General features: G+C 69.6%; 27 protein-coding genes and 2 pseudogenes. 16 read left to right on the forward strand and 13 right to left on the reverse strand.

The features are described 5' to 3' along the window. Positions 1-196: 196 nt before the first annotated feature. Complete coding sequence (locus tag IEZ15_RS33665) at positions 197-775, forward strand: Dps family protein (RefSeq protein WP_189280741.1); 579 nt, start codon at positions 197-199, stop codon at positions 773-775. Between the two features lie 179 nt (positions 776-954). Beyond that, on the forward strand, positions 955-1,824 hold the full coding sequence (locus IEZ15_RS33670; protein WP_189280742.1) for a LysR family transcriptional regulator: 870 nt from the start codon (positions 955-957) through the stop codon (positions 1,822-1,824). A 381-nt stretch (positions 1,825-2,205) separates the two neighbouring features. Here IEZ15_RS33670 and IEZ15_RS33675 read toward each other — a convergent pair whose 3' ends face one another. The 3 genes from IEZ15_RS33675 to IEZ15_RS33685 are packed head-to-tail and all read right to left on the reverse strand — an operon-like array spanning position 2,206 to position 3,669. Continuing rightward, positions 2,206-2,883, reverse strand: coding sequence for a VOC family protein (locus IEZ15_RS33675; RefSeq protein ID WP_189280743.1), 678 nt, complete (start codon positions 2,881-2,883; stop codon positions 2,206-2,208). A 15-nt stretch (positions 2,884-2,898) separates the two neighbouring features. Beyond that, a complete protein-coding gene (locus IEZ15_RS33680) occupies positions 2,899-3,252 on the reverse strand; it encodes an MFS transporter (protein ID WP_229846282.1) in 354 nt (117 codons plus the stop codon). A gap of 39 nt (positions 3,253-3,291) precedes the next feature. Beyond that, the gene (locus IEZ15_RS33685; protein ID WP_229846283.1) at positions 3,292-3,669 is read right to left on the reverse strand and encodes a cytosine permease; all 378 of its coding nucleotides are present in this window, start codon (positions 3,667-3,669) and stop codon (positions 3,292-3,294) included. Positions 3,670-3,780: 111 nt separating this feature from the next. On the opposite strand from IEZ15_RS33685, the gene IEZ15_RS33690 reads away from it, so the two are divergent. The 3 genes and pseudogenes from IEZ15_RS33690 (at position 3,781) to IEZ15_RS33700 (ending at position 6,401) form a co-directional block, all read left to right on the forward strand. Further along, a complete protein-coding gene (locus IEZ15_RS33690; protein ID WP_229846284.1) occupies positions 3,781-4,188 on the forward strand; it encodes a TetR/AcrR family transcriptional regulator in 408 nt (135 codons plus the stop codon). Between the two features lie 363 nt (positions 4,189-4,551). Further along, positions 4,552-5,135, forward strand: a pseudogene (locus IEZ15_RS33695) (amidohydrolase family protein); the annotation flags it as partial. Positions 5,136-5,342: 207 nt separating this feature from the next. After that, a complete protein-coding gene (locus tag IEZ15_RS33700) occupies positions 5,343-6,401 on the forward strand; it encodes an ankyrin repeat domain-containing protein (protein ID WP_189280775.1) in 1,059 nt (352 codons plus the stop codon). 42 nt (positions 6,402-6,443) lie between these two features. Here IEZ15_RS33700 and IEZ15_RS33705 read toward each other — a convergent pair whose 3' ends face one another. Further along, complete coding sequence (locus IEZ15_RS33705; protein WP_189280745.1) at positions 6,444-6,824, reverse strand: YunG family protein; 381 nt, start codon at positions 6,822-6,824, stop codon at positions 6,444-6,446. Positions 6,825-7,301: 477 nt separating this feature from the next. Between IEZ15_RS33705 and IEZ15_RS46835 the strand changes: the two are divergent. Further along, positions 7,302-7,640 (forward strand): annotated as a pseudogene (locus IEZ15_RS46835) (alpha/beta hydrolase family protein); the annotation flags it as partial. A gap of 148 nt (positions 7,641-7,788) precedes the next feature. Continuing rightward, positions 7,789-8,271 carry a Rieske (2Fe-2S) protein gene (locus IEZ15_RS33715; RefSeq protein ID WP_114243379.1) on the forward strand — a complete coding sequence of 161 codons (483 nt, stop codon included), beginning with the start codon at positions 7,789-7,791 and terminating at the stop codon, positions 8,269-8,271. Positions 8,272-8,295: 24 nt separating this feature from the next. Here the strand turns inward: IEZ15_RS33715 and IEZ15_RS33720 are convergent, their stop codons facing one another. After that, positions 8,296-8,943, reverse strand: a complete 648-nt coding sequence (locus IEZ15_RS33720) for a cysteine hydrolase family protein (protein WP_189280746.1) — start codon at positions 8,941-8,943, stop codon at positions 8,296-8,298. Positions 8,944-9,055: 112 nt separating this feature from the next. On the opposite strand from IEZ15_RS33720, the gene IEZ15_RS33725 reads away from it, so the two are divergent. Continuing rightward, positions 9,056-9,532 (forward strand): pyridoxamine 5'-phosphate oxidase family protein, encoded by a 477-nt coding sequence (locus tag IEZ15_RS33725; RefSeq protein WP_189280747.1) that lies wholly within the window; start codon positions 9,056-9,058, stop codon positions 9,530-9,532. A gap of 17 nt (positions 9,533-9,549) precedes the next feature. On the opposite strand, the gene IEZ15_RS33730 is transcribed toward IEZ15_RS33725, so the two are convergent. Beyond that, positions 9,550-10,464 (reverse strand): LysR family transcriptional regulator, encoded by a 915-nt coding sequence (locus IEZ15_RS33730; protein WP_189280748.1) that lies wholly within the window; start codon positions 10,462-10,464, stop codon positions 9,550-9,552. A 74-nt stretch (positions 10,465-10,538) separates the two neighbouring features. On the opposite strand from IEZ15_RS33730, the gene IEZ15_RS33735 reads away from it, so the two are divergent. Continuing rightward, positions 10,539-11,549, forward strand: coding sequence for a DMT family transporter (locus IEZ15_RS33735; protein WP_189280749.1), 1,011 nt, complete (start codon positions 10,539-10,541; stop codon positions 11,547-11,549). Here the strand turns inward: IEZ15_RS33735 and IEZ15_RS33740 are convergent. Continuing rightward, on the reverse strand, positions 11,540-12,871 hold the full coding sequence (locus IEZ15_RS33740) for an aminotransferase class I/II-fold pyridoxal phosphate-dependent enzyme (protein ID WP_189280750.1): 1,332 nt from the start codon (positions 12,869-12,871) through the stop codon (positions 11,540-11,542). The genes IEZ15_RS33735 and IEZ15_RS33740 overlap by 10 nt on opposite strands. A 35-nt stretch (positions 12,872-12,906) precedes the next feature. Between IEZ15_RS33740 and IEZ15_RS33745 the strand changes: the two genes are divergently transcribed. Further along, entirely contained in the window at positions 12,907-13,602 is a 696-nt protein-coding gene (locus IEZ15_RS33745) for a pyridoxamine 5'-phosphate oxidase family protein (protein WP_189280751.1), read from the forward strand. Between the two features lie 54 nt (positions 13,603-13,656). On the opposite strand, the gene IEZ15_RS33750 is transcribed toward IEZ15_RS33745, so the two are convergent. From IEZ15_RS33750 to IEZ15_RS33760, 3 genes are all read right to left on the reverse strand, one after another. Continuing rightward, a complete protein-coding gene (locus tag IEZ15_RS33750) occupies positions 13,657-14,613 on the reverse strand; it encodes a DMT family transporter (RefSeq protein ID WP_189280752.1) in 957 nt (318 codons plus the stop codon). Positions 14,614-14,770: 157 nt separating this feature from the next. Next, a complete protein-coding gene (locus IEZ15_RS33755) occupies positions 14,771-15,799 on the reverse strand; it encodes an EamA family transporter (RefSeq protein WP_189280753.1) in 1,029 nt (342 codons plus the stop codon). A 63-nt stretch (positions 15,800-15,862) separates the two neighbouring features. Then, positions 15,863-16,321, reverse strand: coding sequence for a nuclear transport factor 2 family protein (locus IEZ15_RS33760; RefSeq protein ID WP_229846285.1), 459 nt, complete (start codon positions 16,319-16,321; stop codon positions 15,863-15,865). Between the two features lie 103 nt (positions 16,322-16,424). Here IEZ15_RS33760 and IEZ15_RS33765 point away from each other — a divergent pair, with 103 nt between their 5' ends. Further along, complete coding sequence (locus IEZ15_RS33765; protein ID WP_189280755.1) at positions 16,425-16,991, forward strand: TetR/AcrR family transcriptional regulator; 567 nt, start codon at positions 16,425-16,427, stop codon at positions 16,989-16,991. Positions 16,992-17,014: 23 nt separating this feature from the next. Here the strand turns inward: IEZ15_RS33765 and IEZ15_RS33770 are convergent, their stop codons facing one another. Next, positions 17,015-17,584 carry a Clp protease N-terminal domain-containing protein gene (locus IEZ15_RS33770; protein WP_189280756.1) on the reverse strand — a complete coding sequence of 190 codons (570 nt, stop codon included), beginning with the start codon at positions 17,582-17,584 and terminating at the stop codon, positions 17,015-17,017. 246 nt (positions 17,585-17,830) lie between these two features. Here IEZ15_RS33770 and IEZ15_RS33775 point away from each other — a divergent pair, with 246 nt between their 5' ends. Both IEZ15_RS33775 and IEZ15_RS33780 read left to right on the forward strand, forming a co-directional pair. Beyond that, positions 17,831-18,052, forward strand: a complete 222-nt coding sequence (locus IEZ15_RS33775) for a hypothetical protein (RefSeq protein WP_114243389.1) — start codon at positions 17,831-17,833, stop codon at positions 18,050-18,052. Positions 18,053-18,113: 61 nt separating this feature from the next. Next, positions 18,114-18,545 carry a type II toxin-antitoxin system Rv0910 family toxin gene (locus IEZ15_RS33780; protein WP_189280757.1) on the forward strand — a complete coding sequence of 144 codons (432 nt, stop codon included), beginning with the start codon at positions 18,114-18,116 and terminating at the stop codon, positions 18,543-18,545. A 68-nt stretch (positions 18,546-18,613) separates the two neighbouring features. Here IEZ15_RS33780 and IEZ15_RS33785 read toward each other — a convergent pair whose 3' ends face one another. Next, positions 18,614-19,225 (reverse strand): PadR family transcriptional regulator, encoded by a 612-nt coding sequence (locus IEZ15_RS33785; RefSeq protein ID WP_189280758.1) that lies wholly within the window; start codon positions 19,223-19,225, stop codon positions 18,614-18,616. Positions 19,226-19,510: 285 nt separating this feature from the next. Here IEZ15_RS33785 and IEZ15_RS33790 point away from each other — a divergent pair, with 285 nt between their 5' ends. Continuing rightward, positions 19,511-19,885, forward strand: coding sequence for a hypothetical protein (locus IEZ15_RS33790; protein WP_229846286.1), 375 nt, complete (start codon positions 19,511-19,513; stop codon positions 19,883-19,885). Between the two features lie 387 nt (positions 19,886-20,272). Further along, positions 20,273-20,701, forward strand: a complete 429-nt coding sequence (locus IEZ15_RS33795) for a DUF3995 domain-containing protein (protein ID WP_189280760.1) — start codon at positions 20,273-20,275, stop codon at positions 20,699-20,701. A gap of 169 nt (positions 20,702-20,870) precedes the next feature. Here the strand turns inward: IEZ15_RS33795 and IEZ15_RS33800 are convergent, their stop codons facing one another. Continuing rightward, positions 20,871-21,308: a VOC family protein gene (locus tag IEZ15_RS33800; RefSeq protein WP_189280761.1), complete on the reverse strand. Its 438-nt coding sequence runs from the start codon at positions 21,306-21,308 to the stop codon at positions 20,871-20,873. Positions 21,309-21,520: 212 nt separating this feature from the next. On the opposite strand from IEZ15_RS33800, the gene IEZ15_RS33805 reads away from it, so the two are divergent. After that, positions 21,521-22,342 carry a PhzF family phenazine biosynthesis protein gene (locus IEZ15_RS33805; RefSeq protein WP_189280762.1) on the forward strand — a complete coding sequence of 274 codons (822 nt, stop codon included), beginning with the start codon at positions 21,521-21,523 and terminating at the stop codon, positions 22,340-22,342. Positions 22,343-22,410: the final 68 nt, after the last annotated feature.

Here is a 22,410-nt window from a genome sequence, read left to right on the forward strand (position 1 = left end):
CCGACGCTAGATCGGCCGGCCGAAGGCCCGTGCCCGACAGCGCACGGGGGCTTGCCCGAAAGCGAACGCTTGGCACGGCACACCGCGCACTGTGCACTGGCGGACACCACCGCATGCGCTCCCGGTCAATGCGCCCTGCGTCTGGGCACCTAGCGTCACTCGGGAACGCACAGCACGGCACCACAGGAGGCGAACCATGACCACCATTACCAAGCCCGTGAGCAGCAGCCAGCCGTGGCTGCACCAGAGGGGCGAGGTGATCCAGGAGTTCGGCACCGTCAAGCAGTTCCCGATCGGCCTGTCCTACGAGGCGCGGATGTACTCTTGCCAGCGCCTGAACAAGGTCCTGGCGGACACTCAGATCCTCTACGGCCTCTACAAGAAGCATCACTGGCTGATGCGCGGCGCGACCTTCTACCAACTGCACCTGGTCCTCGACAAGCACGCGGGGGAGCAGCTGGAAATCGTCGATACCATCGCCGAACGCGTCCAGTCCCTGGGCGGCGTCGCGGTGGGCGACCCCAGGCACGTCGCGGAGATCACATCGATCCCGCGGCCTCCGGACGGAGTGGAGGAAGTGCCGGCGATGCTGTCACGGCTGCTGGAAGCCCACGAGACCATCCTCGTCGAGGCCCACGACGCCGCCGCCCGGACCGGTGAGCTGGGTGACGACGGCACCAACGATCTCCTGGTCTCACAGGTGATCAGGACCGGGGAACTGCAGGCCTGGTTCCTGGCCGAGCATCTGGTCGACACCCCGCTCGTCCGCGCCTGAAGGATCCCGCCGGTCCGCGTCTGAAGGATCCCGCCGGTCCGCGTCCGAAGGTGCCGGAGCGCGTGCCTGAAGGAGCATGAGCCGGCCCCGGACGACGACGTCGTCCGCATACGATGCAGCAAGGATCGAAGATCGTCGTCTCTGTATTGGACGGAGCGCTGTTTGATCGGGAGCGGATGATGGATCTGCGGCAGATGGAGGTCGTCGTCGCGGTGGCGGATGCGGGCGGGTTCACGGCGGCGGCAAGGCGGCTGCACGTGGTCCAGTCCGCCGTATCCAGCACGGTCCGGGGCCTCGAACGTGAGCTGGGCACGCCGTTGTTCGACCGCACGACGCACCGCGTCGCCCTGACACCGGCCGGCGAGGCGTTCGTCCCCGCCGCACGCGCGGCGCTCCGCGCCGCCGAACTGGCACGGGAGGCGGTCGACGCCGTACAGGGACAGCTGCGCGGGCGGGTGACGGTCGGCACAATGCAGGGGGTCTGGGCGGGTCTCCACCACGCCCTGGCCGCGCTGCGGGCGGAGCACCCAGGTGTGGTGGTCCAACTGAGGCAGGCGGCGGTGGCCGACATCCGGCAGGCGCTGCGCGAGGGCACGGTGGATCTGGCCGTGGTGGCGCTCGACCGCCAACAGCAGCGAGGACTGACGACCCGGCTGCTGTCCCGCGAGGAGATGGTGCTGGTTGTGTCGTCCCGGCGGGTCATCGCCGGGACGACACCGAACGGCGAGGTCCGACTCGCCGACGTCGCCCGGTTGCCGATAGTGGACTTCACACCCGGCTGGGCCATCCGCTACGCGGTCGATCGGGCCTTCCGTGCCGCAGGCGTCGACCGCAGCACGACATTCGAGGTGAACGACATCGTCGCGGCAGCCGAACTGGTCCGCAACGACTTGGGTATCTGCATCATGCCCAAGTCGATCGCAGCCCGCTTCCCCGATCTGCCCCAGTACCGGTTCGACCGGCACGCGCCGAACTGGAAGATCATGGTGGTGAGACCTCCCGGCGAGGCACCCCCGGCAGTCGCCGCGCTGCTGCGGCACATCACCTGACGGCGAGGCGACTCACGACCCGAGCCTCGCGGCTTCTCCTCACACCCAGCCTCGCTGCTGGCCGATCCCACCGCGAATTTCGCCCAAGAAACCGGCACCCACCGGCCCACCGTCGCTGCCTGTCGACGCAGGACGCCCCTTGGCACCGCGTCGGCGGCCATCCCACCAACAGCCGGGCCGAGGTCAGCCGTGCCCACTGGGCGCCGGCACCGTCCCACGGTCGCGGCTCACGGCGTATCACCGCTGCAGCCCCGGACAAGCTGGTTTCCCGGGCGCGGGACGTAGGCAGGCCGTCCGCCCGGCTCCGAATTGGCCGAGTGAGTCGGAAGCGCGGTCCCCGTGGCGACGACCTGCGGGTGCGCGGTGCGGGACCAAGTGGGCTCACGCACATTGCCGAGGCTCGGTGACCGCCGTGCGGCGGATCACCACCTCGCCCTCGTCCGTGGCGACGGCGACCGCGTACAGACCGGGACGTCCGCCGTTGTACTTCAAGGGAAGGTCGGCGGCGCCGTCGCCCAGCCACGCACGCATGTCCGCCGCGGTGCCACCGACCTCCATCCAGGTGATGCCCTGGGGCGTGTTCCGCTGCCCGTTGCGCGGTTGGGCGGCCGGGTGTTCGGCGAGGTCTTCGATCAGGAACACGTTGGGCACTCCCCGCTGCCAGCAGGGAATGGTCTCGGGAACGCGGATCGCGTTGCGTTGCACGCCGTCCGTCCGCTTGCGCAGCGGTTTGTCTATGATGTCGGTGCCGAAGTGCTCGGCCAGCTTCTCCAGCTCGTCGCGCGAGTCGACCCGCAGGCACCAGCCGATGAACACGTCGCCGCCCTCGATCTGGTCGTAGAACCAGCGGGCGTTGGGGTTGGTCTGCGGTGCGTAGGCGTCGATGACGCTCTCTACCTCGATGTACTGGTCCGGTCCCAGCGGGACGATGCGGTTGGCGATGCCGAGGTGGGGGAACCAGCCCCCCTCGTACTGTCCGAACCCCGTTTCCTTGCAGAGCTGTTCGGTGCCCGCGTAAATGTTGCGGGATCCCAGCGAGATGTGGTCGATCGTGAGCAAGGTGTTCGTCCTTCGTCAGTGAGCGGTGACTTCTTCGATGTCACCGCGGTGTGAGATGGGGGTGGGAGAGGTGGCGCCGCTCGTCCGTATCCGGTTGCCGGCCACGGTGACGACGGCACAGCCGATGAGCGAGGCGGCGATGAAGTACAGGCCGCTGTTGTAGTTTCCGGTCGCGTCGCGCAGCCACCCCACGATGTAGGGGGCCAGGAAGCTGCCGATGTTGCCGAGCATGGTGGTGAGGGCGATGCCGACGGACATGGCGACGGGCCCGCGCAGGTGTCCGACCGGGATCTGCCACATGAGGAAGAGGGCCGCATAGATACCGGACGTGAGCAGGACCGTAACTGCCGCGGTGATCAGCACAATCACGGTCTGGACTCCGGCCCCTTGACCGATGCCGGCCTTCTGTTACGCGGGAGAGGGCGGCGAGTCCGGCAGCCACCGGGTTGAGATGGCCCAGCCGGCGACGGTGATGTTCGCCCTGTTGCCGCGGATGCCGAACATCGTGCGCGTGATCACTTCACTGGGGGTGCCGGAAGCCGGGCCGGAGACGGCCGGCAGGCCGACCGGAGCCCAGAGCAGGTTGCCCACGACCGTCACGGCGGCCGGCCAGAGGCTGAGACCCATCAGTATCAGTGCGCCGCCGACCGCCAGGCTCAGGCAGTCGACGTTTGCCGCCGCCCGGACGGCGAACAATCCCCGCGCACGGCCGCGCCGTTCACGCTCGGGAATATGGCCGATGCCGTGGGCCTCGAGGCGTCCGGCCTGATCGGAGACCGGCCCCATGCCGGACGCGTCTGTGTGCGGGCCGGGAATCGCGGAAGTCATGGAGCCCTCCGGGCGCTGGGCGCACCCACTCGCTCACTTATTGGTCACACACTCAATAGTTTCGCCGGTATGTCGTCCAGCACCCAGCGGCAGCGGACTCGAAGAACACCATCGGACCGACGTGCGGAAATCGTCGACGCGACTGCCACCGTCGCCCCGACCGAGGGTCTGGAGTGCATCACTCTGCGCCGGATCGGCGAGCAGCTCGATGTCCGCCCGGATCTCATCAGCCACCACTTCCTCGCGGTGGAGGACCTCGCGGCCGAGGCGTTCGACACCGCCGCCGGCGCCGAACTGGACACCTTCGTACCTACGGACAGGGCGGCGGGAACACCCACGGAGCACCTCGCGTACTTATTCGCACTCGCGACGGGTGCCGCATACGACGACATCAGTCGGCTCCGGATCAACGCCCGGCGCCTCAGTCGCTACCGTCCCGTGTCGCATGACAGGGGCGGCCACCAGGAGGCCCTGTGAAGCAGCCACTTGGAGGGCCTCATCCGTGACGGCGTGGACCGAGGGGAGTTCCGCTCCCGCATGTGACGACCAATCAGATTCTGGTCGTCATCGACGGTCCCGGCGCGCACGCCGACACCGACGCCGGAGACCGCCCCGAAGCCGGGACGCGGATGGCCGTCAGCGCGGCCGAACACGAACTCGGCCCGGAGAGCGGCACGCTCATGGACCACGCCGGTGCGCTCGGGGTCAGCCGGACTGTTGTACGTCCGGCGCCCGGGACCGACGAACCACCGCCGCCGGTCCCGGCGACTGAGCAGTCGTCGGCCGCGCCATGGGCCGGCCTGCGCACCGGACCGAGCGGCCCGGCCGCAATGAGCCGACCTCGACTCCGCCGAGAAGGCGCGCACAACCGGGGACACGGGTGTCCGGCACCGGATCGAACATTTCGAGACGGTCCCCGACGACACGTTGCGCCGATTCGCGGAACTGGGCGTCATCGCTTCCATGCAGCCCACTCACTGCTGCGACTTCACTCGCGCCGACCACACCGACAGCTGGTCCCGGCGCCTCGGCGAGGAGCGCGCCTCGCGTGCCTGGCGCTGCCGGGACCTGTGGGCCACGGGCGCCACCGTCGTCCTCGGCTCCGACTGGCCGATCGCACCCTGTCCGCCGCTGGCCGTCATGGCCGGTGGCCCCACCACCGCCCCGGCCGTGACCTGACCCAGCCCCCGCACGGCCCGAACAGGCGCTGACACCACTGGAGGCGCTCCAGGGGATGACTCTCAACGCCGCCTACGCGGCGGGTGGAGAACAACATGCAGGTCGCCTCGCCGTCGGCCACCGCGCCGACCTCACCGTCTTCGCGGACGCCCCTCTCCGTGCCCCAGCCACGGACCTGCCCCCAACTCCCCGTGCTGCTCACCGTCCTCGACGGACGGCCCACCCATCGCGACCCGAGCCTCTGACCCGCTCCCCGCCACCGATCCGCCAAGGGTTACGGTCCGGGCGCGGAATCCTGTCGACGGGACGGGTTGTCAGTGGCGGTTCATAGAGTCCTGCCATGAGCGCCTCGGTGAACAGAGCCCTTTTTGCTGCCGTCAGCCCTGCCCATGACGTCGACGCCTCCGAACGGGCCGCCGAGGTGCGCGCCTTGATCGCCAAAAGGGGCGGACATATCGGCCCGCGACGAGGACGGAGCCACCCCTCTTCACCGAGCGGTCACGACTCCGTGGAACAGCGAGGTTCCGCTGCCGTGCCCGGAGATGGCACGGACGCTTCTGGAGCGCGGCGCGGACGTGCGCGCCGTCGACAGCCGCGGCGAGACCCCGCTGGGGTTCGCACTGCGTCTGCCGCAGTTCAGCCGGATACAACGGGAGACGCGAACGGAGATCGTGGCCATGCTGAAGGCGGCGGGCGCACCGGCACATGGCGATGATTCCGCAGTGGACGACAGGCCGTTGCCCATAGACATGGCGGTTGCCCGCCGGGTCGCCGAGGCAAAGCGGATCGCTGCATCCGAAGCCTGTCGGGCCGCCGGGATTCCGGACGGGAGTGGCTGGCTGACGGAGCTCGTGCGGCCGAAGTTCGACAGCTACCAGGAATTCATCGCCGAGCTGCGCAACGACGCCGATCCCGATCACGTGCGGCTGATACCGGAGTTGTGCGCAGAGATGCTCGGCGACGACGCCCGTACGGACCGTACCTTGATCGGTGACCAGCGGACGGGCGCGCCGTTCTTCCGCCACGGGGATCTCGTGGTGAAGGGGCATCTGGACGTGGTGGCCCCGTTCGTGGTCACCGGCTCGTTGACCGTCGAAGGCTGTCTGGCCGACTGCGGCCCCGAATCCGTCGTCGCCGTCGGCGGTGATGTGACAGCCCACGCGGTGCACACCGACGGCGAGATGTCCGTCGGCGGCGACATCGAGGCCGAGGTCGTCTACGGCTACTACAACGACCGGACTCTCCAGACAGGCACCATCCGCGCCCGGCTGGTCATCGAGGACGAGCACTGCACGATCGCCACGGTGGAGGCGGACACCCACTTCGATCTGGACGACTACCAGCAGGGATACGGCGACGGCGTACAGGAGCACCTGCGCGAACTGTTGGTGGACCAGGTGTTCAGCAACGAGGAGGACGAGGACGATGAGCAGCTGGACCGGACCCTCCTCTTCGCCCGGTTGCGCGGGGGAGAAGCGGTCTTCCGCGCGAACGACGCGACAGCTCGCTGACCCCGCATCGTCACCGCACGGGAAATCCCGGAGTCGTATCGCCTACGAACACAGCTCCGCCACGACTCGGCTGCGGAGAAGCTCATACTCCTCACGGAGCCGCACGATCTCCGCAGGCCGTTCGATCACCACTCCGCCGACGACTGTCTCATCGGGGGCGAACTGCTCGCGCGTGAGATCGACTTCGATCCCCATGCCCAGACGGTTCCACCAGTGGTAGTCCACTCGCTCACCACTGACATGAACCTCACCGCGGATCAGCTCACCGCCCAACAGGTCGTGCACCACCAGGGCTGTCACACCGCACTGGTCGCGCGCCGGATTGTCCGGGGTCCAGTGCGGACGGTGTTCCGGCGTCGTGGTGTCCGCGCCCCAACCGCCGCGAATGGCCCGCTCGAGGTCGTTGAAGTTCCTCAGTGTCATACCGCTCAGCCTCGCAGACGCCTCTGACAATCACACGCGATGCGTGGCCTCCCCACAGCCCGGCCCGTACCTGGGCAGGGGCCGGTCGGTCCGGATTCCGCCTGTCACGGTGTGTCCGTCACTCCCCCGTTCGACTCCACGGCTGACGACGCGCTCGACACCCCTCGTCGATTCCCCCGGCAGTTCGCCCACGCCCTCCGCTTCTCGCTCGAAGTCCCCCGGCAGTTCGCCGTCTCACCGGACGGCGCCCGGGTGCTCCTCGTACGGACCATGTCCGGTACGGGTCAGGTCAGCCGGCTCCGGCTGTACGAGGACGGTGACGTGAGCTGCGCAGCAGGCCGTATCCGCCGTCGTGGCACCGGCCGGGGGACGCCCTGCTGCCCGTCCTGGTCATCCCGTACGCGGGCCACTCCATACAGGGACACGCTGCACGCGGCTGCCGCGCAGTATCCCGAGCTGGACCCGGCGCGGGTCGCCATGCGCGGCCGGCCGTTCAGCGGGTATCTCGCGGCTGCCGCTGTGCTGCGTCGCCCGGAGGTCTTCCGCGCGGCGGTCGCCGGTGGCGCGCCGACCGGCCCACGGCTCTGCGACACCCATTGGGAGGAACGGTTTCTCGGCCACCCGGGTGTACTTTCGGGGAACCACTACCGCAGTTCACTGCTCTCGGAGGCGGCCGGGCTGGCACGCCCGCTCATGCTGGTGCACGGACCTGCCGATGACAATGTGGCCGTCGCCCACATGCTGCGGTTCTCCGCCGCGCTGCCGGCCACGGGCCGGTCGCACACGGTTCTGCCGTTGTCCGGGTCCGGCCATCTGGTCACCCGGGAGGAGACGGTCAGCAATCTGTTGCTGCTGGAGCGGGACTTCCTCAAGAAGTCCCCGGGGGCATTGAACGCGGGCGTTCCGCTGCGCGTACCCCTGGTCGGACACCGAAGTCATGAACATCGTGGAAGGGAAAGCCAGCATGAGCGCATCGCAGGACCACGAGGTCCGTCCCGGGCGTCGGGCCGTTGTCGCAGCGGTCGGGGCCGTCTCGGTGGGTGTCGTACTCACCGCGTGCGGCAACCAGAAGGACTCGGGCGGTTCGGATGCGGTCGAGCCGACCCGTGGCGGTTCGGATGCGGTCGAGCCGGCCCGTGGCGGATCGGACGACGGCGGAGCCGCTCTGGCAAAGACCGCCGACATTCCGGAGGGCGGCGGAGTGATCTTCGCCGACCAGGACGTCGTGGTGACACAGCCTAAGGCCGGCGAGTTCAAGGCGTTCTCGTCGAAGTGCACCCACCAGGGATGCGCGGTGTCGAGCGTGTCGGACGGAACCATCAACTGCCCCTGTCACGGCAGCAAGTTCGATGTGGCGACGGGCAGTGTGGAGGCAGGTCCGGCCACCCGGCCGCTTCCCGCCCGGCCGATCACGGTCAAGGGCGACTCGATCACGCTCGTGCCCTAGGGCCGGTCCGGCCTGATCCGCCGGTCAGGCCCTGGCCCGCACTCGGCTCCGCCAGCAGCCGAGTACGTCATCGGTGGTCGTGATGGTGGCGACGAGGGCGAGTGTGTTGCGGATCACCGCGGGGGTGTAGTCGGCCGGCACCCCCGCGATGGCGTCGGACGGCACCACCGCCGTGTATCCGAGATTCACCGCGTCGAACACGGCGTTGGGGATGGCGACATTGGCCGAGACCCCGGTGACGACGAGCGTCCGGCAGCCGAGGTTGCGGAGAATTGCGTCCACATCCGTGCCGGCGATGGGCGAAAGGCCGTGCAGTCTGCGCACGACGAGGTCTTCGTCCGCCACCTCGATGGGCTCGGCGATCCGTACCGCCGTAGTCCCCGAGTGCTGTTGTACGGGCAACCGGCCGGCGGCCCGGAAGAGGCGGGCGTTGTTGTTGGCACCCCGCCCGTCGGGCCGCCGTTCGGCCACCGCGTGCAGTACCTGGGCTCCGGCCTCGTGAGCGGCTGCGACCAGTCGGGCGACGCGGTGGAGGGCGCCGGAGGACCTGACCTCCTCGGCCAGTTCGGGCAGCGCGCTCCCGGGGCCCACGACGCCCTGCTGGCATTCGACCGTCAGAAGCACGGTGGTGGCCGGATCGAGCTGCTCGGCAAGTTGTTCCTTCGACGGCACGGCTGCCCCTTTCGGTGGCGGATCGGGCGCGCGAGGTTAACCGCCATTGCGTGATGAGGGAAGAGGCCCCATGATTTCTGACACAGAGTCAGCTATCGGGAGGGGGCGTCCCATGGCCGCCATTCAGCGACGGGGCCGTCGGATCACGATGACGGACGCGGAACGCGACACCTATCTCGCCGAGCAACGCACCTGCCGGGTCGCCACCGTGTCCGCGGACGGCCGCCCGCACGTCGGCGCCCTCTGGTTCACCTGGGACGGCACCTCGATCTGGCTGTACTCGATCACCCGCAGCCTGCGCTGGTCCCAGCTGCGCAAGGACCCGAGGATCGCGGTGATCGTGGACGACGGGGTGGAGTACGCGGATCTGCGCGGCATCGAACTCGCCGGCGCGGCCGCCCCTGTGGGCGAGGCACCCCGCACCGGCGAACCGTACCCCGAACTCGACGTGCCGGAACGGCTGTTCGCGGCGAAGTACTTCGGGATGGACACCATGCCGCACGACGGCCGGCACGCCTGGCTACGGCTCACCCCTCAGTCCATCACCTCCTGGGACTTCCGGAAGCTCGCAGGACCGCCCGCGCCCTGAGGACACCCTTCCCCGTCCTACGACGACGGCGCATCCAGCTCCCGACCGGCCGTCCGCAGCGCCGTCACCGCCGCCCTGATCGACGGACGCCGGTCCGCGCCGGTACGCCACACGGCATGGACGTGCCGTCGCATCTTCTGCCGTACAGGCACGAGCCGCACCCCGTCGGGTACCGGCCCTCGGCCCAGTCGCGGCGCCACACAGACCCCCATACCCGCGGCGATCAAGGCGAGTTGGGTGTGGTGCTCGCCCGCCAGATGCGCGATGCGCGGTTCGATGCCCTTCGAGCGCAGAGTGAACATCAGCCAGTCGTAGCAGAATTCGCCCTCCGGCCATGACACCCATTCGTCGTCGGCGAACTCCTCCAGGTCCACCTCCGCCCGGTCCGCGAGCCGATGACCGGCCGGCATCGCGATGTCCGGTGCGTCGTCGAGGAGTTCGGCCTTGGCCAGGCCACCGGGCACCGGCAGCCGCTTGTTGCTCCAGTCCAGTACCACCGCGAGGTCGACGTCACCCCTGATCACCGCACGAATTCCGTCCTCTGGCTCCAATTCCCGTGTGTGCACGCGCAGTTCGGGATGATCGGCGCGCAGCGCGAGGAGCACCGCGGGAAAGAGTCCGCGCGCCGCGGTCGGAAATGCGGAGAGCCGGATCTCGCCCACCACCTCACCGCGCTGCGCCTCGATGTCGGACTGGGCCAGCTCAACCTGGGACAGGATCCGGGCCGCGTGGTCGGCCAGCAGCTGACCGGCGTCGGTGAGCCGGACCCCACGGCCGTTCTTGGCGAGGAGCTGCTGCCCCACCTCCCGCTCCAGCTTCGACATCTGCTGGGAGACCGCCGATGTGGTGATGTGCAGCCCCTCGGCGGCGCCGCTGACCGAACCGTGCCGGGCGAGGGCATCCAGGGTGCGCAGGCGCTCCAGGTTCAACATGTAAGCAATGCTACGCGAATTCCCGCACAAAATCTCACTTGTCCTACGCGATTGTTTTCGTCATGGTTGACCGCATGAGCGCCCCTGCCACGCCGAGAACCACTCCTCCCGTCAAGCCCCCCGCCCCTGCCGTACCGGCAGGGACGACCACTCCGGCTCCGATCTCAGCACCTGCCGCGCGCCGGGCCCTGGACTGGCGGATCCGGTTCGGGGCGCTCTCGCTCATCTGGGGATTCAGCTTCCTTCTGATCAAGGTCGGTACCGAGGGGTATGCCCCGTTCCAGGTCACTCTCGGCCGCCTGCTGTCGGGCACGGCGGTGCTGGCCGTCGCGATGGTGGTACGGCGTGAGCGGCTGCCGCACGGCGCCCGCACCTGGGGGCACCTGGCCGTCGCCGCGTTCTTCCTGAACGCACTGCCGTTCTCGCTCTTCGCATATGCCGAGCTGAGCATCCCGTCGACGCTGGCCGGAATCTGCAATGCGACCTCGCCCCTGTGGGGCATGGCGCTTTCGCTCGTCGCACTCTCCGAGGACCGGCCGACCCGTCGCCGCGTCGCCGGACTCGGGCTCGGATTCCTCGGTGTACTCACCGTGCTGGGCGCCTGGCAGGGCTTCTCCGGGCTGGACTTCAGCGGTACGGCCATGGCCCTGCTCGCTTCCCTCAGCTATCCGGTCGGCTGGATCTATGTCCGCAGGACGCTGGCGGGCAGCAGTTCCTCCACGCTCGCCCTGACCGGCAGCCAGCTCTTTCTCGGCACGGTACAGATCGCCCTGGTGACCCCGCTGTTCACATCGGCCCCCGATGGATTCCCGCTGCTCCCGACACTTGCCGTGGTCGCTCTGGGGGCGCTCGGCACGGGCCTCGCAGTGCTGATGCAGTACGGCCTGGTGGAGGAGGTCGGACCGACGACCGCGCAGATGGTCACCTACTTCATTCCGGTGATCGCCACCGCGGCCGGAGTCGTCGTGCTCGGCGAGCAGCTGAGCTGGAACACTCCGGTCGGCGCGCTCGTGGTCCTGGCAGGCGCCGCTCTCACCCAGAGCAGGGCGCGCGGCAGCAAGGCCAGGGCCGAGGCTCAGCCGTAGTTAAGCGGTTTCGCCGGGCCCGCCGCTGCCGCCACCGCATCGGCCAGCGGCCCGATGTCGGCCCCGTTCAGCGGTGAGACGGTGAGCCGGATCCCCTGGGGCGCGGTCATCCGGAACCGCGCCCCGGGCGCCACCGCCCAGCCTGCGTGCAGCAGCCGCGCCACCGCACCGGTCTCGTCACTGACCGGCACCCACACATTCATGCCACTGCGTCCGTGCGCCTCCACGCCCCGCTCCTCCAACGCCTTCACGAGTGCGTCCCGCCGCTCCGCGTACGCCTCCGCCACCGCGCCCGAATCGACCGCGCCCGAGGACCACAGGTGCACCACGGCCCGTTGCAGCAGTCTGCTGACCCAGCCGGGGCCCAGGCGCTGCCGGCCCGACACTCTGTCGACCGTGACCAAGTCGCCGGTCAGCGCGGCGACCCGCAGATCCGGCCCGTACGCCTTGGCCACGGACCGCACGAATGCCCACCGGTCCGTGGCGCCCGCCAGCGGGTACAGCGGCAGATCGACGATGGCGTGCCCATGGTCGTCCTCGATCAGGAGGACGCCGCGGTGTCCGGCAAGAACGCCCCTCAGCTCGAAGGCGCGCCCGGCGCTGATCGCGGCCCCGGTCGGATTCTGCGCGCGGTCGGTGACCACGAGGGCGCGGGCACCGGCGTTCAGCGCGTGCTCGACGGCATCGGGCAGCGGTCCCTCGTCGTCGAGCGCGACGGGCACTGGGCGCAGCCCCAGCGCCGGTACGAGATCCAGCAAGCTGCCCCACCCCGGGTCCTCGATGGCCACCGCGTCACCGGGCTTGAGATGCGCGACCAGTACGCGCTCGATCGCATCCAGCGATCCGGAGGTCGCGACCACGGATCCGGCCGGCACTCCGTCGGCATCCAGCGCGGCGCGGGCGAGCGCGGCGAACTCCGGGTCCACCGGCGCCTGTCCGTACATCCCGGGCCGCCGCGCATACTCACCCGCGGCCGCCGCGAACGCCTCCCCCAGCGCGGGCAGCAGTGCCGGATCGGGGTTCCCCTCCCCCAGGTCCCGCACCCCGGGCGGCGCCTCGACCCGGAGCGAACCGCGCGCCGTACTCGCGGGTCGCGGCCGCACCCTGCTGCCCCGGCGCCCGGCCGTCTCGATCACCCCGCGCTCGCGGAGCGTGCGGTAGGCGGCCGCCACCGTATTGGGATTCACTCCCAACAGGTCCGCCAACTCCCGCATGGGCGGGAGAACTTGTCCGGGCGCGAGCTCCCCCGAACCGACCCCGCACTCCACACTGGCGGCAATTTCCGCTGCACGCCGCCCTACGATCCGATACTCTCCTAGCACAAACAAGATTATGCACTAGTGCAATGGAGTACGCAATGCCGGACACCGCATCTCCGCAGACCACGGGCCCGGACTCCGCGGCCGGATACCAGCCGACCGAGCGCACCGTCCCGACCCGTTCCCGCGATCGCGCGGCGTACGACCGGGAACTGGTCCACTCGATACTCGACGAGGCGTACGTCTGCCATCTCGGCTTCGTCCGTGACGGCTCACCGGTCGTCCTGCCTACGCTCTTCGGCCGCGTCGGCGAGCGGCTCTACGTACACGGCTCGACGGGCTCCCGGCCGCTGCGGGAGGCCGGCCGGACCGACCCCGGCCTGCCCGTCTGCCTGACGGTGACGCATGTCGACGGGCTGGTGCTCGCTCGTTCCGCCTTCCACCACTCGATCAACTACCGCTCCGTGGTGGTCCACGGCGTCGCGCGCACGGTCACCGACCCGAAGGAGCGGCGGACCGCCCTCGACGCGATCGTCGACCACGTGGTGCCGGGCCGGTCCGCGGACTCGCGACCCGCCGACGAGAAGGAGCTGGCCGCGACAGCGGTCATACGCCTGGACCTCCAGGAGGTCTCCGCCAAGATCCGCACCGGCGGCCCCAACGACGAGCCCCGCGACCTCGAGCTGCCCCACTGGGCGGGCGTCGTCCCGCTCGCCCACGGCTATGCGACGCCGCTCCCCTCGAACGACCTCGATCCCGCCATCGGGGTGCCGGACTACATCGCCGCGCTCTGACTCCTCCCGGGGTGACCGAGCCCACCGCCGGGTACGGCCCGGCCACCCCGGTGGTCAGGCCGGTACTGCTGCCCGGCGGCGGGCGTGCGCGGCGCTGCGCGCCTCGGCGAACGCCAGCCCCGCCACGGCCGCGAGGAGCAGCAGCGTCCCGACAACGGTGGCCGCGGTGAGCTGTTCGCGGAGCACCACCACGGCGATGACCGCCGCGCTGACCGGTTCGAGCAGCATGATCACGGACACCGTCGCGGCACGCACCGCCGCGGCGCCCGCGAAGTAGAGCGCATAGGCGAGCGCGGTCGGTACCGCCGCCACGTACACCAGCAGCGTCAGGACCTGCGCGGCCTGAGCGGTATGCGGTACGAGCCCCTCGGCCGCAGCCATCGGCAGCAGTCCGACGGCTCCGATCCCGAATGCCCATGCGCTGGTGGCCAGCGAGTCGGTGGCACCGCCGTCGCGGCCGAGCCACCTGGTCAGCAGGGTGATCGTCGCGTAGCCGGCTGCGGAGAGCAGCGCCAGGGCGACCCCGGCGGGGCGGACGGTGGCCCCGTCGCCGCCGAGCACGAGCACGGCGAGCCCGGCCAGCGCACCCACCACCGCGGTGAGTCCGCCGCGTCCCAGCCGCTCCCCCATGGTCAGCCGTGCACCGACCGCGATGAACACGGGGCCCGCTCCAAGGGTGACGACGGTCCCGACCGCGAGGCCGGTCGCCTCGACAGCCGCGAAGTACGCGCTCTGGAAGACGGTGAGACCGACGCCGGTCCCCAGGACGCGCAGCAGCCGGCGGCGGCGCGGCTCGGCGAGGACGGCCGCGCGTCGGGACCGTAGCGCCAGCGCGGCGAGCAGCAGTACGAGGCCGCCCAGGCAGCGCCAGAACGACAGGGCGAGCGGGCCCAGATCGCTGACCTCGAAGATCAGCGAAGCGGCGGCCCCTGCAGTGCCCCAGGCGACACCGGCGACGATCAGATAGAAGAGGCTCCGCCCGACGGGCAGTCCGGCAGCAGGGTTCGACACGTGACTTCTCCGGATGAAGACAGGACGGTGGTCGCTCGGCTCCGTACACGGGCAGCGTCGAACCGTTCGGGACTGCCCGAGCCCGGTCTTCGTCAGGAATGACCGCCCGCGCTAGGCGGCAGGCGGCGGAAGTACGGTCGAATGCCTGATCGGCACATTACGTCGCAGCACGACCTGCGGACAACTTCCCCTCGACAGCGGCATGGCCTCGGTCCGATCCCGCGGTATGCCCCTCACCCCGTCCGGATGCGACGGGGCCGGAGGGCGTCTTCGGTGTCGCCGACTGGGCGATGAAGGCACCGATCAGCACCATGGAGCCGCCGATGAGCTGCGGCGCCGACAGGTGCTCGCCGAGCATCACCCAGGCGAGCACGGTGGCGATGACCGCCTCGAGACAGGCGACGACACCCGCCACCGCCGGTGAGAGCAGCCGCACCGAGATCACCCCGGTGACATAGGCGATCACCGTCGATATCAGCACGATCCAGACGAGCAGCAGCCAGGCAGGTACATCCGTGCCGTCCATGCCCGCGCTGCCGCCCAGAACCGACCAGTCCATGCCCCAGGGCCGCGCGACCACGGTGAGGACGACCGTGCCGATCAACAGCCCGTACGCGATGACACCGACCGGATGCGGAGGTTCGACTCCTTTCGCGCTGTCCGCGCTGCCCTGGTCCGACAGGACGAAGTAGCCGACCTGGCAGCAGGCGGCGCCGAGCGCGAGCAGCAGCCCGACCACGTCGAAGCTCAGCCCCGACCAGATCTCGACCACGCAGGTGAGTCCCGCGACGGCGAGCACCACACCGACCGCGGCGCCCCGGCTGACCGGCCGGCGCTGGACGAAGCGGACCCAGCCCAGGACGAGCGCGGGCGCCAGGTACTCGACGAGAAGAGCGACACCGACGGGGACACGGGAAATCGCAGCGAAGTAGAAGGCTTGCACACCGGCCACGGCAAGCAGCCCGAACCCCAGCAGCAGGATCGGCCGGCTGCGCACGAGAACCCGGTGGCGCCAGGCGACGGGCAGCATGACAAGGGCGGCGCCCGCCACCCGTAGCCACACCACATGGAGCGGATCGAGTCCTGCCTCGATCAGCGGCTTGGCCGCCACCCCTGAACCACCGAATGCGAACGCCGAGGCCAGGGCAAGTCCCAAGCTGGCGCTTCTCCCCTGAGACGCGTGCATCGGCACATCATGACAGCTGTGGTCAGTAGCGTCACCCCTGTGACCCCTGACGCACGCTCCCCGTCAGACGCTCGGCTCCACCGCGGCTTTCGACATCAGTTCGCCCAGCCCGACGACAGCCAGTCCGTCCATGTAGTCACGGACTCGCGTGATCAGTCCGTCATGGACTCGGACGATCAGCACACCGGGCACGGTGAAGGTGCCGCTCCCGGTCGGCAGTGAGCCGACCACGACGTGCTCGCCAATGATCACTTCCGGATCGGCGGTCTCGTGGATCTCCATGCCCTCGACGGCCTCCACCCGGACGGGGCTCGCGCCCCAGGCCGCCCGGTAGCCGGCACGCACCTCCTCGCGCCCCTCGTAGCGGGAAGGGAACCCGGGGGAGGAGAACGGGAACTCATGCACCGCGTCCGCCGTGTACAGGTCGGCGAGGTCGTCCGCGGACTTGTCGAGCATGGCCTGGTGATAGCGGCCCAGCACCTCGCGGGGCGTACGGGCCGAGGGCTTCTGCAGACCCGACACGGAGCTCACTCCATCCACTGCCCACTCCATTCACTCAACGAATGTTGACCCAATGAACGTACGACCCCGCCATGGCTCCGGTCAACGGTTGTAGAGTGAAATCGTGACCGTCCCTCACATCTCCCGCGCCGACCGCCGCCGAGCCACCGAGGCACGCATCCTCGACAGCGCCCGTGAGCTGTTCGCCGAGCGGGGTTTCGATCGCACCACCATCCGTGCCGTGGCAGCCGTGGCAGGCGTCGATCCGGCTCTGGTCATGCAGTACTTCAGGTCGAAACGCGAGTTGTTCACCCAGGCCGTGCAGGTGTCCCCCGCACTGCCGGCCGACACCGACGGCGATGCGCTGGTGGATCAACTGATCGCCACACTCGGCCTCAATCTCGGTGGCCTTCCCGACGGCATGCTGGCGATGATGCGCTCCATGCTCACCGATCCGGCCGCGGCCGATCACGCCCGCACCACCCTCGACCGGCAGATCGGCAGCATCGGCGCGGCACTGCCGGAGGTCGAGGACCCCGAGCTGCGCGCCGCACTGGTCATCACCACCATGGTCGGCGTCACCATCGGCCACCAGCTACTCGGCCTCGAAGCCCTCCGCGACGCTCCCGCCGACCGCATCGCCACCCTGCTCCGCCCGGCCTTCAAGGCCCTGACCGAACCGCCACACTGAATCGGTGTTTGCGCGTCAGGCCGTCAGCCTCCGGCCCCCCGCCACCCCTGGCCGGACGTCCCCACGATCCGGGCCGCAAGCTGCTCCGCGTGGATACCGGCCCGCTGCAGCACCTCGACGGCCCGGCACTCGTGGTCCGAGGCCAGCGCCACCAGCAGATCGAGCCCTCCGGCCCGCGCGTCGCCGCGCAGCTCCGCCCGCTCACGGGCTTCGGCCATCGCCGAAGCGGCCGAGGGCGACCAGCCCTCCACCCCCGTGTCCCGCACCGCGGAATCCGGGTCCTCGACGACCGGGACAGCACCGGAATCCTCCACCGCACCCTGCCAGCGGAGCCCGTATCCGATACTGCGCTGGACGAGATATCCGAGCACCTTGGCAAGTTGGGGTCCGCCCTCGAAGGCCGCCCGCACCTCGGGGTCCGATTCGATGAGGGAGTGCAGCAGATGCGCGGTGTCGATCTGCCGGTCGCCGTCGCGCAGTGCGCGCCTTCGGGCACCCGTCACCACGGCGGCCAGCTCCACAGTGAGTCTGGCGTCGAACTCAGCACGGTTCGGTGCGGGCTGCTGAGGGATCCGCGGCGTCCGGTTTTGCACACCTCTTACCCCATCAGCCCCACCGCGCCGGAGCATCGCCGGAGGGGCCCATTTAGGCATCCCACGCAAGTTGGGCACACCAGAGCGCTTCCTCCTCCTTACGGATGAGATCTCGCCATTCCCGGATCCGATCCGGGAAAACGGCGCGCGCCGCCTTGCACAGCGCCCCCGGAGCAACCCCGAGCCACCCTCGTACGTCCCACAGGCCACACCACCCATACGGCAGCCGGAAGGGAGTCCACGGAGGTGTCCTGGCTGGTCGCCCTGTCGGCGCTCGACGGACGGGAGTACGTATACCGGATCCACGCACCGGTGCACGCCCTGCGCGCCGATCTCTTCTGGGCCGCGTTCCACTGCCATGACGACGGCCCGCACCCGCGCGCCTCCGACCGATTCGATGCCGCACTGATCTGGCGGGCCGGAGCGGAGGGAACGGACCACGCAGATCTGACAGTTCATCAGTATTGAATGTTCACGTCACTACGACTACGTTCCGCGACACCGTAACCCGCCGAGAAGGGGTGGTCGCATGGCCGAAGTCAGCGCAGAAGCACGCATCGAAGCACCGGCCGAGAAGGTCTGGGCCCAGCTGACGGACTTCACCGAGTACGGCCAGTGGAACGCCACCCACACCAGTTTCCCCAATGGCGGCCCGACAACACTCGTAATCGCGGCCACCTTCGAGGAGAACATGAAGCTCATGGGCTTCCCCGCCGAGGTGACCTGGACGGTGGCGGAGCTGGAGACCGCGCGCCTGCTGACCACCAAGGGCAAGGGGCCGATGGGCGTCAACCTGGCCATGCGCTACTCACTGACCCCCGACGGGGACGCGACCACGGTACGCATCGACGGGGAGTTCACCGGCGCCGCAGTCTCCCTGATGGCCGGAAAGCTCAAGGACTCGGCAACCGCCGCGCTCGTCGAGTCGCTGCGCAAACTGGGCGGGCTCGTCGCCGCCTGACCGCCACCGGAGCGACGGGAAGGGCCTCGCGGCTCGACCGCGAGGCCCTCGGCTCCCTGCCCGCAGACTCAGTGCTCGTCGGCGAGGATCAGATAGAGCTTCTTACGCGCGTCATTGATGACCGTGAGCGCCTTCTGACGCTGATCGGCCGAGCCGGTCTTCCAGACCTGACCGAACGCCTCCATCAGACCGAAACCGGCCTGCCGGATCTCGTTGACGCTCTCCCAGTCGACACCGCGCCCGGCTTCCTCCCAGGGCGCGTCGGGACCCGACTCCGCCTCGGTGCGACCGGTGTCGGTGAGCGTGAAAAGCTTCTTGCCGCCCTCGCTCGCGCTGACGATCAGGCCCTCGTCCTCCAGTAGTTGGAGGGTTGGATAGACCGAGCCCGGACTGGGCCGCCAGGCCCCGCCGCTGCGCTCGCCGATCTCCTGGATCATCTCGTACCCGTGCATCGGCCGGTCCTTCAGCAGCGCCAGGATCGACGCACGTACGTCACCGCGGCGCGCCCTCCCCCGGCCACCGCCCCGGCCGCGTCCGCCACCGAAGGGGCCGCCACCGAACGGCGGACCGAACTGCCCGAAGGCCGCCCGCCGCCCCTCGAAGTCGCCCCGACCTTGATGACCGGGCCCGCAGTGCCCATGTCCGTGCCCGTGCTCATGCTCGTGTCCATGCGAACGCATCGCTACGCTCCTTCCATCGTTGATCTGTCGCGATGCGTCAACGATATATCGGAACCGGTCGCTTGACAAACACCCTGGTGGGCCTGCTGACCTGTCTCAGCGATTCCTCATGCCGTTTGTCACGCCACAAGAGCCGTCAGCGACATGAGCTCGTCGCGCCGTCCGTCGCACAGGAGGGCCTGGAGGACGTTGCCGCGACGGCGGGCTGATGCGCGGCGCCGGCTCGGCAAGGCGGCCGCGGAATCCGCCGCCCACCGGCTTCCACTGCGTGAGATGGTCGTGCCCGTGATCGAGAAGTGGGCCTTCAGCGAGGGTGCTCCGCCGGTGTCGGCCGAGGAGGCCGTTGATGAGCTCGGCCGGAGGATCGCCGACGGCGAACTGGAGTCGTGGCTGACCAGCTCATTGGGACGGAGCCTTGCTGTCGTAACGAACACCGAGCGAGCGATGGTGATGTTGCTCGACGGCGAGGACGACCCCGGTGAACACGCGTCAGACCCAGGGGCCGAAGACTGGAGCGACGGCTTCATTCTTGAGAACGGGCAGAGCGACGAGTACCCCGACGAAGACACAGTGCTCCTCGGCGAGGCGTTCAGGATCGTCCGCCACATCCTCACTCATGGCATCCCGCCCACGGATGCGGCATGGACGGCCGACCGTTGAGCCACGTGCTGGCAGACCACCTGTCACAACGGTGGGTCAGTGGTCACGGCATACTGGATGGCGGCGTCTGATCAGGGAATGCCGCCTTCAGCGCAAACCTGGAGTCAGGCTCAAGAGGTGCCACGATCCGCGCTCTGCCTGTCAGTGACGCCCTCACCCAGGCCGGCACAGCCGTCCTGGACGGCCCCACCATCACACCTCCGCCGCTTGACGACACCGCCCCGTGCCAACCTGGCGATTCCTTGACGATCGCGGCACACCGGGAGCAGCACCGTACGGCCCCCACGGCCCGGGCATGCCTCGGTCACAACTGTTGGACGAGGCGGTACAGGGAAGGCACATGCCCTGGTCGACTGGTCGCTCGGCGTGGTACGTACCATGAGCGTCATGAAGATCGAGCGTGCTGCCGGCCGGATTTCTGTCACGGCGTTGACCGCTCTTTCCGGTGTGCACATCGCGTGGGGTCTGGGTTCGCCATGGCCGCTCCGCGACCGGCAAACCTTCTCGGACGTGGTGACCGGCCGCCCGGACCCGCCCGGCCCCATGGCGTGCTTCGCGGTGGCAGGCGCGTTGGGGACCGCGGCGCTGCTGGTCGCGGGGCGGCCCCGGCGGAGCCCGGCGCTGTCCCGGATCGGCACGGCCGGCGTCGCGGCCGTGCTCGGCGTGCGCGGCGTGGCCGGGCTCTCGGGGCGGACCGACCTGCTGTCCCCGGGATCGGTCTCGGCCCGCTTCCGGCGCCTTGACCGGCTCGCCTATTCGCCGCTGTGCGTCGCACTCGCGGCCTCGACCGCGATCGCCGCCCGGCGCAGCCGGTAGGCGGCTCACCCCGGGGGCGAAGTAGCGGGGGCAGCGGTCAAGAGCGGGGGCCGGTACGCAAGATCTGCGGCCGGAACCACTGCGGTGCCTTCCACGACACCCCCGCAAGCTCCGACCGGCCTTCTGCACCCCAGCGTGTTCAGCATCCGCAACGGAGCGCAGGCCGCTGTCAGACCAGGCAGAACTCGTTGCCTTCCGGGTCGGCCATCACCACATGATCGGGCCTGCCCTGCAGTTCGTGGGTACGGATCACGGTCGCACCCGCGGCAGTCAGCTGCTCCACCGCCTTGGCCACACGCGGCCATCGCTCCTCCCACGGCCTGTCACGACCGCCACCGACCTGCACGTCCAGATGCAGTCGGTTCTTCACCACCTTCGACTCCGGCACGTGCAGGAGAGACAGACCGGGGCCCACTCCGTCCGGATCGCAGAGGTAGACGCCCTGATCCCACTCGCCCTGCGGGATCTCATGATGCGCAAACCATTCTTCCCAGCTCCCGAACCCTTCCGGTGCGGGCTTCGCCCTATAGCCCAGCGCCAGTGCCCAGAACCCCGCCAACTTCGCCGGGTACGCGCAGTCGATCGTCAAGCTCCAGCTGGTTGCCATGGGACCTCCTCGTTCCGATGTGCGAAACGTACCGCCCGCCTCTGACACCCACGGTCCATCGCATCACGCCCGGCACTCACGGCCTGACGGACAGAGCGGCACCCGGGATCGGTGGCAGACGATCAAAGTCCCCGTCACCGGCCGGGCTTTTCGGTCCAGCGACACGGAATTGGCCTTGGCCTGCGGTTTTCCGCCGCACGTACGGTCACGTCATGAGGATCCGAATCGTCGATACATTCACCGACCGCCCCTTCACCGGCAACCCGGCGGGAGTCCTGCTGCTGGACTCCGACGCCTTTGCCGACGACGAACAGCTCCAGCGGATCGCCATGGAGCTGAACCTCTCCGAGACCGCTTTCGCCCACCCGCTGCCGCCGGGCGGCGACGCGGACTGGGCGCTGCGCTGGTTCACCCCGACCACCGAGGTCGACATGTGCGGGCATGCCACCCTCGCGACCGCACACGTCCTGCACACCACCCGGGCGGCGAGCGGCACGGTGCGTTTCGCAACGCGGTGCGGCATCCTCACCGCGACCGCCCACCCCGAGGGCACGGTCACGCTCGACTTCCCCACAGCCCCACTGACACCGGAGACCGCCCCGGCCGGGCTGGCAGTCGCCCTGGGCGCGGAACCGCTCTCCGTACACGACACCGGCCCTCACATCGGCGACCTGGTCGTCGAACTGGCCGACGAGGCGACCGTACGAGGACTGACCCCGGATCTCGCCTCACTGAGCCGACTCTCCCGACGGGGCATCATCGCCACAGCCGCCGCCGAGGACCCCGCCCGCGGCTACGACTTCGTCTCCCGCGGCTTCTTCCCACGCGTCGGGATCGACGAGGACCCGGTGACCGGCAGCGCCCACACCGCGCTGGCCCCCTTCTGGTCGGCCCGCTTCGGTCGTGACGAGCTGACCGGGCTACAGGCCTCCGCCCGTCCCGGTCTGGTCCGCACCTCGCTGCGCGGCGACCGCACCCTGCTGACCGGCAACGCCGTGACGGTCATCGACGGCGAACTGCTCACGGCGCCCTGAGCCTCCCGATGACAGCGCAGAGGACGTACGAACCAGTCCCGTACGCCCTCTGCGCCGAACACCGGCCA

Source organism: Streptomyces atratus, from assembly GCF_014648655.1.
GTDB lineage: Bacteria > Actinomycetota > Actinomycetes > Streptomycetales > Streptomycetaceae > Streptomyces > Streptomyces atratus.